Source organism: Bradyrhizobium sp. Pa8, assembly GCF_052588265.1.
On record NZ_CP176767.1, the window covers coordinates 5,729,469 to 5,745,743 of the forward strand.

The window sequence follows — 16,275 nt, forward strand, 5'->3', positions numbered from 1 at the left end:
CGCCTTAAACAGGCGATACTCTAATTGGTTCCTGCACCCGGCCCTTGGTTCAAATGGCAACGCCAAGTTTTTCGGCCAAGGGTTGCGGACAGTAACTTTTCCGCTACCAGGAACTTACGCGCGCCGTGCGGCGACCAGCGAACACTTCGCCTGATCGGCGTTAACGTTGATGAAGCCGACAGGCACACGCGCAAAGGTCTTGCGGCTCTTCATCGTTACCGTGTCGGCAAGCACGCGGCTGCGGTCGGTGAGATGACTGCCATCGCGCCGCGTGAACGCGCAGACGATCTCCAGATCCTTAACGGCATAGTCATTGTCGTTTCGCAGCGTGAACGTCACCAGCGCCTTCGAGCCGAGCCCGCCACGGCGCCAGGTCTGCGATGAGATTTTGAGGCGATCGAGTTCTGCCGCAGCTGGAGCCTGAGCTTCGGCAATCGGCGAGACCGCCGCCGCCGCACTGCCTGGAGGTGCCGGTTCGACCGTTGCCACGTCAGACTTCATCGGCTCGGCGCTGTTGCCCCTGGAGAGCGGCAGCAGCATCCACACGCCGCAGCCGACGATGATCGCCGCCAGTAGCCAGAGCAGGCTTCGCCCGAACGAGACGCTCGCGATCGTCACAGCTCGCGCCAGGCGCTCGCCGCTCCCGGCGAAACGTCCCCACCCGATCCAATCAAACCTGGCGTTCATGGCTACATCACCGACCGCGGCCGGAGCCCGTTCGACGACGGACTCGGCCACTGCTTACCTTAATCCGGGAGACGAACTAAGGTTCCCGCGCTCATGCCGAGTCGGCAAGGACGGTGGCGATCACCAGCCAGGGCCGCTAACATGCGCTGCAACATCGAAGACCCCGTTGGGAGAACATGAAATGCCAGTCGTCGTCACTTGGGATCACGTCCATCTGCGCAGTCCCGATCCGGAGGCCACAGCGGCCTGGCTGCGGGACATCCTCGGCGGCGAGATTGTGCGCGCACCGGGACGGATCGACGTGAATCTCGGCGGCGCAAAGATCTTCATCGCATCGCTCGAGGGCGACAACGCCGTCAACCCGCCGCCACCGCACCCGCATCAGGGCCTCGACCATTTCGGTCTCACCGTGAAGGACATCGACGCCGTCGCGGCCGAGATCAAGGCCAAGGGCGTCACCTTCACGCGCGAGCCGACCACGATCCGGCCCGGCGTGCGCATCTGCTTCATCCGCGGCCCGGAAGGCATCTCCATCGAGCTGCTCGAGCGCGACAAGAAATATACCTGACCCGTCGCCTCATCTGGCGCCTCATCTGAGGTCGACGAGAAGCCGGGCGTGCTATCGCCCGGCTAACTCATGCTGCCGGGCATAAAGCAGCGGATGGCGACGCCCATGTAACCGTAGATCGGCCACACCATGGTGCGCCCGACCCGGTTCGGCTCCGAGATGACGGCCTCCTCGGGCACGTCAACCCAGACAAGTTCCTGCTGCTGGCCGTCGAGCACGTGGCCCAAGCGCGGGATGCGGACACGATAGTGTCCGTCCTTGCTCTCCCAGTCAGTGTCCGAGAGCGCTGAGCCGTCGGGCATCGGAGCAGCAAGGCCCCTTGCCGCTGCGCAGGCCGTCGAACCACGCCTTCAATTCGGCATTGGTGTTGACGAACTGGCCGCGGTCGCGCGCATGGCCCGAAGAGGCTGCGAGCGCGATCAAGGCCAGGGCGCAAGCGAGGCTGGCCTTGCTTCGCCAGCGTGGCGCACCGCCAGTCGGCCGTTGTGTTTCGCAAATCGTGGGACGCACATCGTGGGACGCACACTGTACAGACGCGGCTCATCGCCGCCGGAATCGATCCAGTTGCTCACGTTTGTCTTGCTCCAGCACCCCGCGGCCAGTGCAACAATGGTCATGCATTTCGCGGGCCAACTTGATTCGCAACGACGGGCCTCGCGTCATGATCAGACCGTCATGATGGTGTCATAGACAAGCCGGGACAACTACGGCTGGCGGCAGCAAGATCGCACCGCCGCCCGGCAAACTGCCGCGTTGCGCGCGGGAACGCGCTTTGGCATAAAAGCTCTACCGGTTACGCCGTTGGGCGATGGCGGCCGGCCTGTGGGACGTGATGAAGAACGGCCTCTATTCGATTCACGTGAACCTGCTCGATGGTCGAGCCGGCAAGGGCAGCGGCGTGATTCTTTTTCGCGACGGCAAGATCCTTGGCGGCGATGCCTACCTCTATTACACCGGCAGCTACGTCGTGAAGGACGACCACACCTTCAAGGGCGAGGTGCTGGTGCAACGGCACACCTCGCCGCGTGGCGATGACAATCCGCTGTTCGGCGGCCCTGCCCCGGTCGGCATCGGCGTCAGCGGGACCTACACGGACACCCGCGCGGAGATGACGGGCACAGCGCTCGTCGGCAAGGCCAGCCTGATTTTCGGCGCCACGCTGCACAAGCTCGCAGAAGCCGATTAGGCGCGGGACTATTCCGCAGCCTGCTCGAGCGGCGCGGTGCGCGGCAGGATGATCTGGATGCGCGTCCCCTCGCCCGGCTCGGAATCGAGATCGAGTCGCCCGCCGAGGCGATTGGTGACGATGCTGTAGACGATGTGCAGTCCGAGGCCGGTGCCGCCCTGGTCGCGCCGCGTCGTGAAGAACGGATCGAAGGCGCGGCGGCGGACGTCGAGCGACATGCCGCAGCCATTGTCCGAGAAGATGATCTCGACATTGTCCTTGCCGGACTCGCGCACCTGGATGTCGATGATCCCCGGCCGGCCGTCCGGGAAGGCGTGCGCCACCGAATTGAGAAACAGATTGGTCAGCACCTGGCCATACGGGCCGGGATAGCTGTTCATGGTCAGGCTCGGCTGGCACTCAACGTTGAGCGTCAGATTGTGTTTGCGCAGGCCCGGCCGCAGGCTCATCACCACCTGCTCGGTGAGGTCGCCGAGATCGAAGCTGCGCTGGTCCGAGTAGTTGCGGTCGGCCGCGACCTGCTTGAACGACTGGATCAACTCCGCCGCGCGGTTCAGATTGGAGACGAGCTGCGAGGACGCATCGCGGCTGGTGTTGAGGAAGTCGTTGAGCGTGGAGCGACGGAGCTCGCCGCGCTCGACTTCGGAGGTGAACATCGCGGTCTTGCGCTCCAGCGCGGATGCGACCGTGAGGCTGATACCGACGGGATTGTTGACCTCGTGGGCGACGCCGGCGACGAGCCGTCCGAGCGCGGCGAGCTTCTCCGCCTCGATCAGCGAGGCCTGGGTCTCGCGCAGGTTTCGCAACGCGGTCTCGGCGGATTCCTTGGCTTTGCGCATCTCCTGCTCGCCGCGCTTGCGCTCGCCGATGTCGAGCGCCACGGTGACGATCCGCTCGATCTCGCCGTCGGCATCGAGCAGCGGCAGCTTGTTGACCAGCCATTGCCGCATGTTGCCGGAGGCGTCCTTGTACTCCTCTTCGTAGAAGCCGAGACCTTTTCGAAGCCTGAGCACCCGCTTGTCGTTCTCGTCGGTCTTGGCTGCGCCGTAGCGCGACATCAGATCCGCGGTGGTGCGGCCGAGCGCATCGGCGGGCTCGATGCCGAAGATGCCGGCCATGTAGCGGTTCATAAGCACGTAGCGCAGCTCGCGGTCCTTGACGTTGATGACCGCGGGCACGGTGTCGATGACCTGCTGGAGCAGGCGCCGGCCTTCGGCGATGGCGTCTTCCGCCCGCTTCTGGTCGGTGATGTCGCGCAGCGTGCCCTCGTAGCGGACGATGTTGCCCGCCTCGTCCCGCACGCCCGTGGCGCTGTCGGAAAGCCACAGGATGTTGCCACTGCGCTGGCGCACCTGGTACTCGAACTCGCGGACGATGCCGTCGCGCGCCATCAGCCGCTGATATTCGGCGCGAGCCTCGGGGTGGACGTAGATGGTGTGGGCGATGTCGTTGATGCTGTCGATGAGCTGCTGCGGGCTGTCATAGCCCATCATCCGCGCCAGCGCCGGATTGGCGTTGAGGAGATCGCCGGCCGGCGTCGTGACATAGATGCCGTCGACCGAGCCCTCGAACAGCTTGCGGTAGCTCTCTTCGGCCAGGCGCTGCTCGGTGAGCGCCCGCACCGCCGCCTCGCGCGCCATGTCGGCCTCCTCCAGCGCGCGGCGGAACACTTCGGCCGCGCGCGCGATGTCGCCGATCTCGTTGTCGAGGTCGGCCGACGGGATCGAGGTGTCCTTCTCGCCCGCTGCGAGCGCGCGGATGGATCTCGCGATCTTCGCAAGCGGCCGGACAGTCCGCCGCACCACGAAGCCGGCCGCGAGAATGCCGATCAAGACGCCGATGGTGCCGAACACGATGCTCTGCCACCGCGCCTCCGTCAGCGTGCGGGCGAAATCGCGCGACAGCACGTGGCCGCGCCTGGCGCTGACCTCGCGCAGGAGTTCCGTGACGCGGCCGATCAGGCGGCCCTCGGTGCCCAGCACCTCGCGGTCGATATCGGCGATCTGCCGCTCCCGGACCGCCACCGCGATGATGGCCTCGGCATAGTCGTTCACGGCCGTCTTCAGCCTGGCGTCCGCGATGTCCATCGCTCGCATTCCCTGCGCGGCCTGCTCGGCGGCGGACGGGTTGCGCGCGAGCAGCCCGAGCGCGATCTGGCTCTGCGCCTCCGACAGGCGGGAGGCGAGCTCGCGGTCCGCCGCGGCTCCGACGGCCACGTCGAACCGGTCGCGCAGCGGCGGCAGGCCGGCGAGCAGCTGGGCGCGGCGGTCGATCAGGGTCGAGATCCGCTCGAGGCCATTGCGATAGGTCGCAAGGCGTTCGGTGACCCCGTCGATCATGTCCTGCTGTTCGGGCGCGAGCTCGATGCGGGTCTTCTTCAGGATGTCGCTGAGCGTCGCGGCCGCCTCGCCCACCTGCTTGAACTGGGTGCCGGCGCCGGGATCGGTGACGAAGTCGCGCGCGGCGAGCCGCAGCTCGTTCATGCGGCGGTCGATGTCCTCGGCGAGGTCGCCGACGCTCTGGAGCCGCTGCAACTCGGCGAAAGTCGTATCGATGTGCCGGATCGCGATCACGCTCGCGGTCGAGGTGACGATGATCACCGCCAGCACCAGGAGGAAGCTGCCGAAGGTGAGCTGGCCGATGGAGAGCGAGAATGTTCGCTTTTTCTCAGGGGTCGGCGTCAATTCGGCGGACATTGGGGCTTTTGAGGACCGGGCTATTGGAGGCCCAATATACGATGGTTTGCGGCCCCGGGGGAACATGCCTCGAGCTGCCGAATATCCTTAATATCGCGAGCCCGCCGCCCTTGTCCCCTCCCGATTATGACGTTTTGACACTGGCCGGCCGCCGGGCCGGGATCGTCATGGCGGCGACGCCGAGGACGACGCAGGCAAGCCCGATCCAGGCGGTCCGGCTCAGGGTTTCGCCGAGGAAGGCGACACTGATGGCGACCCCGATGGGCACGCGCAGATACGCCTGCGCGGTGGTGCCGACCGAGCCCAGCGTCTGGATCAGGCGGAAGTAGATCGCGAACGCCGCCGCAGTCGAGAAGGTTGCCAGCGCGAGCAGCGCCAGCACGGAACTCAGCGAGGGCGACAGCGTCCAGGGCTGTTCGACGATCAGCGAGGCCGGGATCAGCGCCGCCGCACCCGCCAGCAGGGAGCCGGCGGCCGGTGCCATCGGATCGAGACCTTTAAAACTGCGGCCGAAGATCGCGGCGCAGGCGTAGCAGATGGTGGCAGCGACGATGGCAGCCTCCGCGACCAGGCCATTGCCGACGTCGTGGAAAGCGTCGACGCCGACGATCAACAGGATGCCCGCCATGCCGGCAACCACGCCGAAAAGTTTTCGCGGCGTCGTCACCTCGTGGCGCGTGACGACGGCCGTGAGCAGGAAGGTGAAGATCGGCCCGGCCGAGTTGAGGATGGTGGCGAGCGACGCGTCGACATGGCGTTCGCCCCAGGCGATCAGCGTCCACGGGATGACGCTGTTGAGGACGGCCTGGAACGCGAAGCGCTGCCAGGTCGCGGCATCCGTGGGCATCCTGATGCCGCGCGCCCACATGACGACGAGCAGCAGCAGACCGGCGATCGTGGTGCGCGCCGCGATCAGCGTGATCGGCGGAATGGTGGCGACGCCGAGCTTGATGAAGGTGTAAGAGCCGCCCCAGAGCGTTGCGAGCGTGACCAGCAGCGCCAGCTCGACGGCGATGTTGGGGTCCCGTCCCTTGTCCATTTTGCACGTCCCGTCCATTCGCGATGGACGGAACCTAGCGCGTCCGTGGCCGCCAATACTTCGTTTGGTATCGAAGTATCCTAGCCGACCGCCCCGACCTCGAAGACCTCGCCGTCATAGCCGGCTTCGCGGGGAATGCGGAGCTGGCGACCGGTTTCGGTCTTGGTCATGACCGGCATGACCGTGACGACCGACATGCCGCGGGCGTGCTCCAGCGCGGCGCCCACGCTGCCCTGCTTGGCGAGCCGGATCAGGTTGCGCGTGGTCGGGAACGGCAGCTTGAAGCGGCCGCTCTCGCCGCCCTCCACCGCCTCGCGCGGCGACACCCAGATCGAGTCGGTCGACTCCCGGCCGTCATGAGCGCCGAGCTGATCGGGCGGTGCGGCCGCGAGGAAGAACCAGGTGTCGAACCGCTTCGGCATGCCCTCCGGCGTGATCCAATGCGCGTAGGGCACGAGCGTATCGAGCGCGAGCTGGAGGCCGTTGTCGGCCAAGATGCTCAGGAAGCTGATCTTGTGCTCATTGAGGGCGACGCGATGCTTGTCGGCGATCTCGCCGGCGCGCCCGGCATCGATCGGCGTGCCCGAATCCTTCGCCCGCGCCAGCAGGATGCCGCTCTCCTCAAAGGTCTCGCGGATCGCGGCGATCCGAAATCCGCGATCCGATTCACTCAGGCCCTCGCCGCCCGAATAGAGGTCGGAGCGGGCGACGATCTCGTTGTCGCCGGCATCGACGCTACCGCCGGGAAACACCAGCGCGCCCGAGTTGAACTCGATCTGATGATGGCGAACCATCATGAAGACCTCAATCTCTTTTGCGCCGTCACGGAGCAGAAGGATGGTCGAAGCCGGGCGTGATGCTGATGTCTCTGGCATTCCACTAACCTGCGGCGCTGGATTGCGGGCCAAGATTGGCGCGCTTGTCGACGCGGGCGACGCGGGACAGGAGGTAGTCGACCTCCGCCTTCGCCGCCGGCGTGATGGTCGCGCCCGGCTTGCGCTGGGCGCTGGAGGCGATGATGCCGCGCTTCTGCAGCACGTGCTTGCGCACCGCCAGACCTGCGCCCGGCTGCTGCTCGTAGCGGATCAGCGGCAGATGCGCGTCGAACAGATCATGCGCAGCGTCGCGCTTGCCCTCCTTCGAAAGGCGCACGACGTCGATCAGGAGCTCCGGGAAAGCGTAGCCGGTCATGGCGCCGTCGGCGCCGCGCTCCATCTCGAAGTCCAAAAAGAGTCCGCCATTGCCGCAGAGGATCGAGAGCGGACGGAGCGAGCCGTCCTTCTGGAAGTTGCGCAGCGTCGAGATCTTTTCGAGACCCGGCCAGTCCTCGTGCTTGAGCATCACGCAATTCGGATTGTCGGTGACGATCTTGCGGATCACCGCAGGGGTGAAGATCACCGAGAGCGTCAGCGGATAGTCCTGCAGCACCCAGGGCACATCGGGCCCGATCGCCTCCGCCGCCTGCTTATAGTAGCCGACGATCTGGTCGTCGGTACGGAGCAACGGCGGCGGCGCGATCATCACGCCGGCCGCGCCGGCATCCATCGAGGCCTTCGCCAGCGAGCGCATCGTGGCAAAGCCCGGCGCGGAGACGCCGACGATCACCTGCATCTTCTTGGCGCGCTTGACGAAGCGCACCGCCACCTGCTCGGCCTCCGCGGCATCGAGCTTCGGCGCCTCGCCGAGGATGCCCAGCACCGTGACGCCGTCGCAGCCGACCTCCTCGTAGAAATCGGTCAGGCGGTCGATCGAGCGCTCGTCGATCCGGCCGTCATCGTGGAACGGTGTCGGCGCGATTGCGAAGGTGCCCTTGGCATCGGCGGTCAGTTTCATCAGTCCTTTATCCTCTATTGTCGTTCCGGGGCGCGACGCAGTCGCGAGACCGGAATCCATAACCACGATCCGAAGTATGGATCCTCAGATGCGCAATTGCGCATCATAGCTCACGCTTCGCGTGCCCCGGGATGACGGCCTTCAAAACCTCCGCGCCCCCATCTTGATCTGTTCCTCGGAGAAGAAGATCTCCTTGGCGTGATCGGCGATGTCCTGGGCCTTCCAGCCAGAGTGCGGCGGTTTCCAGCCGTCCATTTCCATCATCCGCATTTCGCGCACGCCGCGGGGCCCGGACACGCCCAGCACCTTGCCGGTCTGGTCGCCCGACAAGTCGCTGACCATGTATAGCACGGCCGGCGCGATGCCGTCCGGCCCCAGCGCCGCACCGGGGTTCTCCTTATAGCGGGGCAGGTCTGCGGTCATGCGGGTCAGCGCGCCCGGCGCCAGCGTCCAGATCCGGATGTTGTACTTGCGACCCTCGATCGCCAGCACGTTGGACAGGCCCCAGATGCCGCCCTTGGCCGCGCCGTAATTGGTCTGGCCGAAATTGCCGATCAGGCCTGACGTCGAGGAGGTGTTGACGATGACGCCGCCGCCGTTTTCCCGCATCCAGCGAAACACCGGCATGGTGCAACAAAAGGTGCCCTTCAGATGCACCTTGATCACCTTGTCCCAGTCGGATTCGGACGCCTTGGCGAAGGTCTGATCGCGCAAGATGCCGGCATTGTTGACGAGGATATCGGCGCGGCCGAAATGCTTGATCGCGTCGTCGAACACCGACTGGCCGCCCTCCATGGTGGAGATATCGGCGCCGTTGGCGACCGCCTTGCCGCCCTCAGCCTTGATCGCGTCGACCACGAGCTGCGCCATCGACTTGTCGGCCCCGGAGCCGTCACGGGGACCGCCGAGATCGTTTACGACGACGGACGCCCCTTCCCGCGCGAACAGTTTTGCGTAGGCCTCACCAAGCCCCCCGCCCGCGCCGGTGATCAGCGCAACCTTGCCGTCGAGTAGTCCCATGGTGGCTTCTCCCTGTTCTTGTTTCTTCTTCACCTCTCCCCGCGTGCGGGGACAGGCCTGAAATCAAGCGCAGCTTGATTTCAGGGTGAGGGGGAGCCTCCGCGAACTCATCTCTCACCGTCCTCATGGAGACTCCCCCTCACCCCAACCTCTCCCCGCATCCGCCTTCGCCCGAAGGCGGGCTTCGGCGGACAAGAGAACGGGGCGAGGGAGTGAAACGCCGGTGCCGACCTAACCCAGCTCCGTCTTGCCGTTCTTGATCACGGTGACGCCGCGCGACTTCACCTTGGCTTCGAACGAGATCACGTTGCCGTCCTTCCAGAGGTCCATGGTCACGGTCTCGCCGGGATAGACCGGCGAGGAGAACCGCGCGACGTGCTGGCGGAAGGCGGAGGCGTCGTAGTCGGCATAGGTCTGGAGCACGCCGCGGCAGGTGATGCCGTAGGTGCACATGCCGTGCAGGATCGGACGCGGAAAGCCGGCCTTCTTGGCGAACTCGGGATCGCTGTGCAGAGGGTTGCGGTCGCCGCAGAGGCGATAGACCAGCGCCTGGTCGGGGCGCGTGACGATATCGATGGTCCTGTCGGGGCTCCGGGTCGGTATTTTGTGCGGATCGGGCTGGGTCAGGTTCGGCCCGCCAAAGCCGCCATCGCCGCGGGCGAAGCGCGAGGCGACGAGCGTTGCCAGCTTCTCGCCCTTCTCGTTCTTGAGCACGGTCTGGTGGCTGATCACCACGCCCTTGTCCTTGCCCTTGTCGTAGACCTCGACAACGGAGGAATCGGCCGTGATGTTCGCGGCCACCGGCAGCGGCTGATGGAAGGTGATGTCACGCTCGCCATCGACCACCATGACGCGGTTGAGGTTCATCTCGCCCGGCCCCGAGCCCCAGGCTGCGACGGACGCAAACGTCGGCACCACCTTGAGCGGCCGCGGCGTAAACGTGCCCTCGTTGACGAAGGCGAGCTCGTTCTCGTCCATCGGATCGGCGCCGAGGCCGATGCCATAGGCGTAGAGCATGACCTCGCGATCGCCATAGGCGTATTTCTGGCCGATGTTTTTGAGGCCTTTGAGTTCTTCGTATCTGGCGGACATTTTTCTGGTTTCCTCCCGGTCTCTCCGCGAGCAGCGGCGCTCGTTAATGTGCCCTCTCCCCTTGTGGGAGAGGGCCGCGAGAGCCGTGCGGCAAACTCATTTGGGTGAGGGGTTGGCTCCTCAGAAAAAGCCTCTCTGCGGAGCGATACCCCTCATCCGGCGCTTCGCGCCACCTTCTCCCGCAAGGGGAGAAGGAAGAAAGCAACTACGCCGGCGTGAAGAACGGCAATGGTGCGCCGTCGGTCGGCTTGAACACCACCTTCACCTTCTGGCCGATCTTGAGCTTCTCGAGATCGCAGTCGACGAAGTTGGTCTGCACCGACGGACCTTCCTTCAGCGTGACGTAGCCGATCGCATAGGGACCGGTCGGCGACTTCCGCATCAGGCTCCAGGTGTAGATCGTGCCCTCGCCCGAAGCCTCCTCCCACACCGTCTTGTCGGAGTAGCAGAACGGGCAGATCGAGCGCGGAAAGTAGTGCGCCTCGCCGCAGGCGGTGCAGCGCTTGATCATGAACTTGCCCTGCTTGGCCGCATCCCAGAACGCCGCGGTCTCTGGATTGGTCACCGGTGCCGGATACTTTTTCGTTTCGCTCATCACACGCGCTCCAGAATCGCCGTCGAGGCGGCGTGGCGAACGCCCAAAAGGCCGCCGGTGCCGTGGGCGATGGCGAGATCGCAATTCTTGACCTGCACCTTCGGATGCGCCTCGCCGCGCAGCTGCCTGACGGCCTCGATGATCTTGGTCATGCCGCCACGGTTGACGGGGTGGTTGCTGCAAAGACCGCCGCCGTCGGTGTTGAACGGCAGCTTGCCGACGCCCGAGATCAAATTGCCGTCGGCGACGAACTTGCCGCCCTCGCCCTTCTTGCAGAAGCCGAGGTCCTCGAGCTGCATCAGCACCGTGATGGTGAAGCTGTCATAGATCGAGGCGTATTTGATGTCCTTCGGCGTGATGCCCGCTTCCTCGAACGCGCGCGGGCCGGACCAGATGCCGGCCGAGTACGTGAGATCGAGATCCTTGCCGCCGCGCGGGCCCTTCATCGCCTCGCCATGGCCGATCAGCTTGACCAGCGGCTTCTTCAGGCTCTTCGCAATCTCCGGCGTCGTCACGATCAACGCGCCGCCGCCGTCGGAGACGACGCAGCAATCCATGCGATGCAGGGGATCGGAGATCATCGGCGAGTTCAGGACGTCCTCGACGGTGACGACGTCCTTGAGCATCGCATGCGGATTGTATTGCGCGTGATGCGAGGCCGCGACCTTGATCCAGGCGAGCTGCTCGCTCGTGGTGCCATAGTCGTGCATGTGGCGCATGGCACACATGCCATAGGCATTGTGCGTGGTCGCACCGTAAGCGGACTCGAAATCGGCTTCCGCGCCGGCTGCGCGCGGCGGCATCACGCCGGTGCGCGGCTTGCCGGCGAGCGTGATCAGCGCAATCGAGCACTTGCCCGCCGCGATGGCTTCAGCGGCGTGGCCGAGATGGATGATGTAGGAACAGCCGCCGGTCTCGGTGGAATCGACGTGGCGGAGTTTTTTGGTGTTCAGGCCGAGATAATCGACCATCGGCCAGGCACCGCCCGGTGCATCGCCGGCGCAGAAATAGCCGTCGACATCGTCCTTGGAGAGCCCGGCATCCTCGATCGCGCCCTTGGCGACCTCGGCATGGAGCTGGGCGGTGGATTTGTCCGGCGCATGCCGGGTCGGGTGTTCGTAGATCCCGGCAATGTAGGCCTTGCCCTTGATGGTCAAAACGTCAGGTCTCCGCGCTCGCGTTTCTTCTTGCTCCGTTTTTCTGAACCGCGGGGGCCAGCTTGGCAAGCGCGGAAATATTCCGTCGGGCGAGAGGGCAGCGGATGGGCGCAAATGGCCATTTGGCCTGTCATCCTAGGTGGCCCGTCAGTGGTGCATCAAAACGATGATTGGCGCTGGAGATGTGCCGTCCCACATGGCCGCCACGTAGCAATAACGGTCGGGGTAGTCGTCGAGATCAAAACGGGTCGCGTCCGCAGCCACCAGCCGACCTTTGACCTCGCTCCTCCAGAATGAAAATCGATCGGCAGCCGAGATCCACCGCAACGGCTTGCCGACATCAGCAACCACGAAGCTCGCTCCGTTTTGCAGGAGCTGCACGATCTTAGCCGCACCAACTCTTTCAGCCGGCTGTGAATCCATTAGACCCACGTTCGTCCAGAGCTCAGCAAGCGGCAGGCGTGTCACAATACGACGAGCCCAATCCATGCCTCACCTCAAGTCCTATTCTCGCTGGCACAAACAACTCACCAACGCGGAGCAAAATCCTAAGGATGTTTTGCCCGACGGCACAAGCGCTTTTTCTTTTTATCGGAAGATGCCATTTTGTCGAAAACAACCCCATGCACAGTAGGGCGGTGGTTGATTTCAAAGAAGAATTCGTAGGGTGGGTTAGCCGAAGGCGTAACCCACCTCTTTGGTTTTCCGCGGTGACAGAAGGGTGGGTTACGCTAACGCTAACCCACCCTACGAAACCGTCCTACTCCGCCGCGATCTGCCGTGGCGCGGGCGGCGGGCTTGCGAGGTCGGCGGCGAGCTGGGCGTAGCGGGCCTTGGCATCGTTCACGGCCTTTTCCTTCACCGGGCCGTAGCCGCGGATGCGGTCGGGCAGTGACAAGAGCTCGACGGCGGTGTCGACGGTGAGCGGCGACAACAGGCCGAGGACGGTGGCGACGTCCTTCTCGTAGCCCACGATCAAATCGCGCTCGAGCTTGCGGTCGGCGCTGTGGCCGAAAATGTCGAGCGGCGTGCCGCGCAGGAATTTGAATTTCGCCAGCACGCGGAAGACCTTCAGCATCCACGGGCCGAAGGCGCGCTTCTTCGGGCGGCCGAGCGCGTCGACACCACTGCTGAGGATCGGCGGGGCAAGGTTGAAGTTGAACTTGAAGTCGCCCTCGAACTGGTCGCGGAGCTGCTGCTCGAAAGCACCATCGGTGTAGAGGCGCGCAACCTCGTATTCGTCCTTGTACGCCAGCAGCTTGGCGTAGTTCACCGCGACCGCGCGCGGCAGCGCATCGTCATAACCGCCCTGCTTGGCGGCATCGCGAACCTGATCGACCAGCTTGCGATAGCGTTTTGCCAGGCGGCCGCTCTGGTACGCGGTCAGGTGCTTGGCGCGATGCGCGACGACCTCATCCAGCGTCATTGCGTCGAGCGTCTTCGGCGCAACTACCTCGTCCGTCCCCTTCAACATGTCGGCGAGGCGCTGGGGATCGGCGACCGCGAGGCGGCCGAGGCGGAAGGCTTCCTTGTTCATCTTGATCGAGACGCCGTTGACCTCGATGGCCTGCTCGATCGCTTCGGCCGACAGCGGGAAGAGGCCCTTCTGATAGGCGTAGCCCATCATCATCATGTTGGTGGCGATCGAGTCGCCGAGGAGCTGCTCGGCCGGCTTGGTGAAATCGAAGAACACGGAGTCCTTGTGCAGCGCCGTCTCCAGCAAGCCATTCAGCTTGCGGGTCTGGAAGTTGAAGTCGCGGTTGAGGACGAAGTCGGCGGTGGGAATGACGTGGCTATTGATGATGCCGCGGGTGCGGCTGGTGTCGCAGAGCGAGATCGTGTCCTTGGCGACCGCGACCACCTCGTCGGCAGCGAGCACGACGTCGGCCGTGCCGGTGACGATGCGCGAGCAGGTCACCTCGGCCGGATGATCGGACAGGCGGACGTGGCTGAGCACCGCCCCGCCCTTTTGCGCCAGGCCCGACATGTCGAGGATCATCGAGGCCTTGCCTTCGATATGTGCGGCCATGCCGAGCAGCGCGCCGATCGTGAGCACGCCGGTGCCGCCAACGCCGCCGACCGCGATGTTGTAGGGCTTGTCCAGCACCGGCCGAGACGCGGGTTCCGGCAGCTCGCCGATCTCACCGAGATCGGCCGGCGCACGATGGCGCGGCTTGCCGCCGTCAACGGTGACGAAGGACGGGCAGAAGCCCTTCACGCAGGAATAGTCCTTGTTGCAGGACGACTGGTTGATGGCGCGCTTGCGGCCGAACTCGGTCTCCAATGGCTCGACCGAGATGCAGTTCGACTGCACCGAGCAGTCGCCACAGCCTTCGCACACCGCCGGGTTGATCATGACGCGGCGTGCGGGATCCTCCATCAGGCCGCGCTTGCGGCGGCGGCGCTTTTCGGCGGCGCAGGTCTGCACGAAGACGATCGCCGAGGTGCCCTTGTACTCGCGGCACATCTTCATGACGTTGTCGAGTTCGTCGCGGTGATACTTCTTCACGCCGGGCGCGATGGTGTCGGCGGGATAGGCATCGGGCGTCTCCGAGACCAGATAGATCTCGCGGATACCTTCGGCGTGGAGCTGGAACGTGATCTGCTGCGGCGAGAGATCGCCGTCATGGCGCTGGCCGCCGGTCATGGCCACGGCGTCGTTGTAGAGGATCTTGTAGGTGATGTTGGTCTTGGAGGCGACCGCCTGCCGGATGGCGAGAAGGCCCGAGTGGAAGTAGGTGCCGTCGCCGAGATTGGCGAAGATGTGGTTCTCGTTGGTGAAAGGCGCGATGCCGACCCACGGCACGCCCTCGCCGCCCATATGGGTGAACGTCTCGGTCGAGCGATCCATCCACAGCGCCATGAAGTGGCAGCCGATGCCGGCCATGGCGCGGCTGCCTTCGGGGACTTTCGTGGATGTGTTGTGAGGGCAGCCGGAGCAAAAATACGGGGTGCGGGAGACAGGCGCCGTCGCCTGCATTTGCGTGGCCTGGCGGCCGTTGAACCAGTCGGCCTTGACGCGGAGCATCTCCGCAATCTCGGGGTTGAGATTAAGTCGAAGCAGTCGCTCGGTGATCGAGGTCGCAAGCGAGGCGACGCTGAGCTCGGCGGCAAAGGTCAGGAAGCGCTTGTCGTGCTCGTCCATCTTGCCGACGATGCGCGGGCGGACGTCGTCGCGCCAGTTGAACAGCTCCTGCTTGACCTGGTTCTCGACGATCTCGCGCCGCTCCTCGATGATGAAGATCTCTTCGAGGCCGACCGCGAACTGGCGTACGCCTTCCGGCTCCAGCGGCCAGGGCATGCCAATCTTGTAGAGGCGAAGCCCGATCTTGGCGGCGACCTCCTCGGTGATCCCGAGCTCGCGCAGCGCCTGGCGGACGTCCTCATAGCTCTTGCCCGACGCCATGATGCCGAAGCGGGCGTTCGGCGAGTCCATGGTGATGCGGTTGACCTTGTTGGCGCGCGCAAAGGCGATCGCGGCAAAGCCCTTGTAGTCCTGGAGGCGGCGGTCCTGCTCGAAGCGGTCGTCGGGCCAGCGCAGATTGAGGCCACCGGGCGGCAGCTCGAAATCGGGCGGGATGATGAAGGGCTTCATCTCGTCGGTAAGGTCGATCTCGGCGGTGGTCTCCACCGTCTCCGTGATCACCTTCATGCCGACCCAGCAGCCCGAGTAGCGCGACATCGCGATGCCGAGCAGGCCCATCTCGATCATCTCGTGGATGCTGGACGGATAAAGATACGGCATCAAAGCCGACATGAAGGCGTGGTCGGACTGATGTGGAACGGTGGAGGATTTTGCACCGTGGTCGTCGCCGGCCAGACACAGCACGCCGCCGTTCTTGGCCGAGCCGGCGGCATTGCCGTGGCGGAACACGTCGCCGCAGCGATCGACGCCGGGGCCCTTGCCATACCAGATGCCGACGACGCCATCATATTTGGCGCCGGGCGAGAGGTTAAGCTGCTGCGAGCCCCACACCGCGGTCGCCGCCAGATCCTCGTTCACGCCGGGCTGGAACTTGATGTTGTACTGCTCGAGATGCTTTCGCGCCGCGAAGAGCTGCTGGTCGTAGCCACCGAGCGGCGAGCCGCGATAGCCGGAGATGAAGCCCGCGGTGTTGAGGCCGTTGGCGCGGTCGCGCCGGATCTGGGCCATCGGCAACCGGACCAGGGCCTGGATGCCCGTGGTGAAGACGTGTCCGGTTTCCTGGGTGTATTTCTGGTCGAGACTGATCGGACCCTGGTTGATACCCATTCTTGTCCTCTTCCGCCCTTTTGAGCGTTTGGCCACTTAAGCCGTTGCCTGCCCGTTGTTTTTAGCTAGGGCGCGCCGACCAACTCCGCCACTCTATGTCGGATATTTAACGCTCCGCATCACAAATCTGGACCAAAGGAAGCGCCGGGT

The 16,275-nt window shown here is 64.8% G+C and carries 13 protein-coding genes and 1 pseudogene; 2 read left to right on the forward strand and 12 right to left on the reverse strand.

What is annotated here, in order from left to right:
• Positions 1 to 114 precede the first annotated feature (114 nt).
• Positions 115 to 687: a hypothetical protein gene (locus ACKWRH_RS27025; RefSeq protein ID WP_445216006.1), complete on the reverse strand. Its 573-nt coding sequence runs from the start codon at positions 685 to 687 to the stop codon at positions 115 to 117.
• Between the two features lie 181 nt (positions 688 to 868).
• Here ACKWRH_RS27025 and ACKWRH_RS27030 point away from each other — a divergent pair, with 181 nt between their 5' ends.
• The gene (locus ACKWRH_RS27030) at positions 869 to 1,255 is read left to right on the forward strand and encodes a VOC family protein (RefSeq protein ID WP_028151149.1); all 387 of its coding nucleotides are present in this window, start codon (positions 869 to 871) and stop codon (positions 1,253 to 1,255) included.
• A gap of 62 nt (positions 1,256 to 1,317) precedes the next feature.
• On the opposite strand, the pseudogene ACKWRH_RS27035 reads toward ACKWRH_RS27030, so the two are convergent.
• Positions 1,318 to 1,827 (reverse strand): annotated as a pseudogene (locus tag ACKWRH_RS27035) (hypothetical protein).
• 260 nt (positions 1,828 to 2,087) lie between these two features.
• Between ACKWRH_RS27035 and ACKWRH_RS27040 the strand changes: the two are divergent.
• Positions 2,088 to 2,441 carry a GrlR family regulatory protein gene (locus tag ACKWRH_RS27040; protein WP_445222483.1) on the forward strand — a complete coding sequence of 118 codons (354 nt, stop codon included), beginning with the start codon at positions 2,088 to 2,090 and terminating at the stop codon, positions 2,439 to 2,441.
• An 8-nt stretch (positions 2,442 to 2,449) separates the two neighbouring features.
• Here the strand turns inward: ACKWRH_RS27040 and ACKWRH_RS27045 are convergent, their stop codons facing one another.
• From ACKWRH_RS27045 to ACKWRH_RS27090, 10 genes are all read right to left on the reverse strand, one after another.
• Complete coding sequence (locus tag ACKWRH_RS27045; RefSeq protein ID WP_445216007.1) at positions 2,450 to 5,137, reverse strand: PAS domain S-box protein; 2,688 nt, start codon at positions 5,135 to 5,137, stop codon at positions 2,450 to 2,452.
• A gap of 124 nt (positions 5,138 to 5,261) precedes the next feature.
• Complete coding sequence (locus ACKWRH_RS27050) at positions 5,262 to 6,176, reverse strand: DMT family transporter (protein ID WP_445216008.1); 915 nt, start codon at positions 6,174 to 6,176, stop codon at positions 5,262 to 5,264.
• A gap of 80 nt (positions 6,177 to 6,256) precedes the next feature.
• Positions 6,257 to 7,051 carry an NUDIX hydrolase gene (locus tag ACKWRH_RS27055; RefSeq protein ID WP_445216009.1) on the reverse strand — a complete coding sequence of 265 codons (795 nt, stop codon included), beginning with the start codon at positions 7,049 to 7,051 and terminating at the stop codon, positions 6,257 to 6,259.
• A gap of 4 nt (positions 7,052 to 7,055) precedes the next feature.
• Positions 7,056 to 8,009: a dihydrodipicolinate synthase family protein gene (locus ACKWRH_RS27060; RefSeq protein ID WP_445216010.1), complete on the reverse strand. Its 954-nt coding sequence runs from the start codon at positions 8,007 to 8,009 to the stop codon at positions 7,056 to 7,058.
• Positions 8,010 to 8,150: 141 nt separating this feature from the next.
• Positions 8,151 to 9,029: an SDR family oxidoreductase gene (locus ACKWRH_RS27065; RefSeq protein ID WP_445216011.1), complete on the reverse strand. Its 879-nt coding sequence runs from the start codon at positions 9,027 to 9,029 to the stop codon at positions 8,151 to 8,153.
• A 231-nt stretch (positions 9,030 to 9,260) separates the two neighbouring features.
• Entirely contained in the window at positions 9,261 to 10,121 is an 861-nt protein-coding gene (locus ACKWRH_RS27070) for a MaoC/PaaZ C-terminal domain-containing protein (RefSeq protein WP_445216012.1), read from the reverse strand.
• Positions 10,122 to 10,326: 205 nt separating this feature from the next.
• Positions 10,327 to 10,716 carry a Zn-ribbon domain-containing OB-fold protein gene (locus tag ACKWRH_RS27075; RefSeq protein ID WP_018322310.1) on the reverse strand — a complete coding sequence of 130 codons (390 nt, stop codon included), beginning with the start codon at positions 10,714 to 10,716 and terminating at the stop codon, positions 10,327 to 10,329.
• Complete coding sequence (locus tag ACKWRH_RS27080) at positions 10,716 to 11,873, reverse strand: thiolase domain-containing protein (RefSeq protein ID WP_253571758.1); 1,158 nt, start codon at positions 11,871 to 11,873, stop codon at positions 10,716 to 10,718. Before ACKWRH_RS27080 ends, ACKWRH_RS27075 begins: the two co-directional genes overlap by 1 nt.
• A gap of 147 nt (positions 11,874 to 12,020) precedes the next feature.
• Positions 12,021 to 12,362 (reverse strand): hypothetical protein, encoded by a 342-nt coding sequence (locus ACKWRH_RS27085; RefSeq protein WP_445216013.1) that lies wholly within the window; start codon positions 12,360 to 12,362, stop codon positions 12,021 to 12,023.
• Positions 12,363 to 12,633: 271 nt separating this feature from the next.
• On the reverse strand, positions 12,634 to 16,125 hold the full coding sequence (locus tag ACKWRH_RS27090; RefSeq protein ID WP_445216014.1) for an indolepyruvate ferredoxin oxidoreductase family protein: 3,492 nt from the start codon (positions 16,123 to 16,125) through the stop codon (positions 12,634 to 12,636).
• Positions 16,126 to 16,275: the final 150 nt, after the last annotated feature.

What these genes read in the sequence shown, in the direction of transcription:
- ACKWRH_RS27055 (WP_445216009.1), bottom strand. Translation starts at nt 7,051, where the DNA reads ATGCCAGAGACATCAGCATCACGCCCGGCTTCGACCATCCTTCTGCTC.
- ACKWRH_RS27050 (WP_445216008.1), bottom strand. Translation starts at nt 6,176, where the DNA reads ATGGACAAGGGACGGGACCCCAACATCGCCGTCGAGCTGGCGCTGCTG.
- ACKWRH_RS27085 (WP_445216013.1), bottom strand. Translation starts at nt 12,362, where the DNA reads ATGGATTGGGCTCGTCGTATTGTGACACGCCTGCCGCTTGCTGAGCTC.
- ACKWRH_RS27060 (WP_445216010.1), bottom strand. Translation starts at nt 8,009, where the DNA reads ATGAAACTGACCGCCGATGCCAAGGGCACCTTCGCAATCGCGCCGACA.
- ACKWRH_RS27045 (WP_445216007.1), bottom strand. Translation starts at nt 5,137, where the DNA reads ATGTCCGCCGAATTGACGCCGACCCCTGAGAAAAAGCGAACATTCTCG.
- ACKWRH_RS27040 (WP_445222483.1), top strand. Translation starts at nt 2,088, where the DNA reads ATGAAGAACGGCCTCTATTCGATTCACGTGAACCTGCTCGATGGTCGA.
- ACKWRH_RS27090 (WP_445216014.1), bottom strand. Translation starts at nt 16,125, where the DNA reads ATGGGTATCAACCAGGGTCCGATCAGTCTCGACCAGAAATACACCCAG.
- ACKWRH_RS27075 (WP_018322310.1), bottom strand. Translation starts at nt 10,716, where the DNA reads ATGAGCGAAACGAAAAAGTATCCGGCACCGGTGACCAATCCAGAGACC.
- ACKWRH_RS27030 (WP_028151149.1), top strand. Translation starts at nt 869, where the DNA reads ATGCCAGTCGTCGTCACTTGGGATCACGTCCATCTGCGCAGTCCCGAT.
- ACKWRH_RS27025 (WP_445216006.1), bottom strand. Translation starts at nt 687, where the DNA reads ATGAACGCCAGGTTTGATTGGATCGGGTGGGGACGTTTCGCCGGGAGC.
- ACKWRH_RS27065 (WP_445216011.1), bottom strand. Translation starts at nt 9,029, where the DNA reads ATGGGACTACTCGACGGCAAGGTTGCGCTGATCACCGGCGCGGGCGGG.
- ACKWRH_RS27070 (WP_445216012.1), bottom strand. Translation starts at nt 10,121, where the DNA reads ATGTCCGCCAGATACGAAGAACTCAAAGGCCTCAAAAACATCGGCCAG.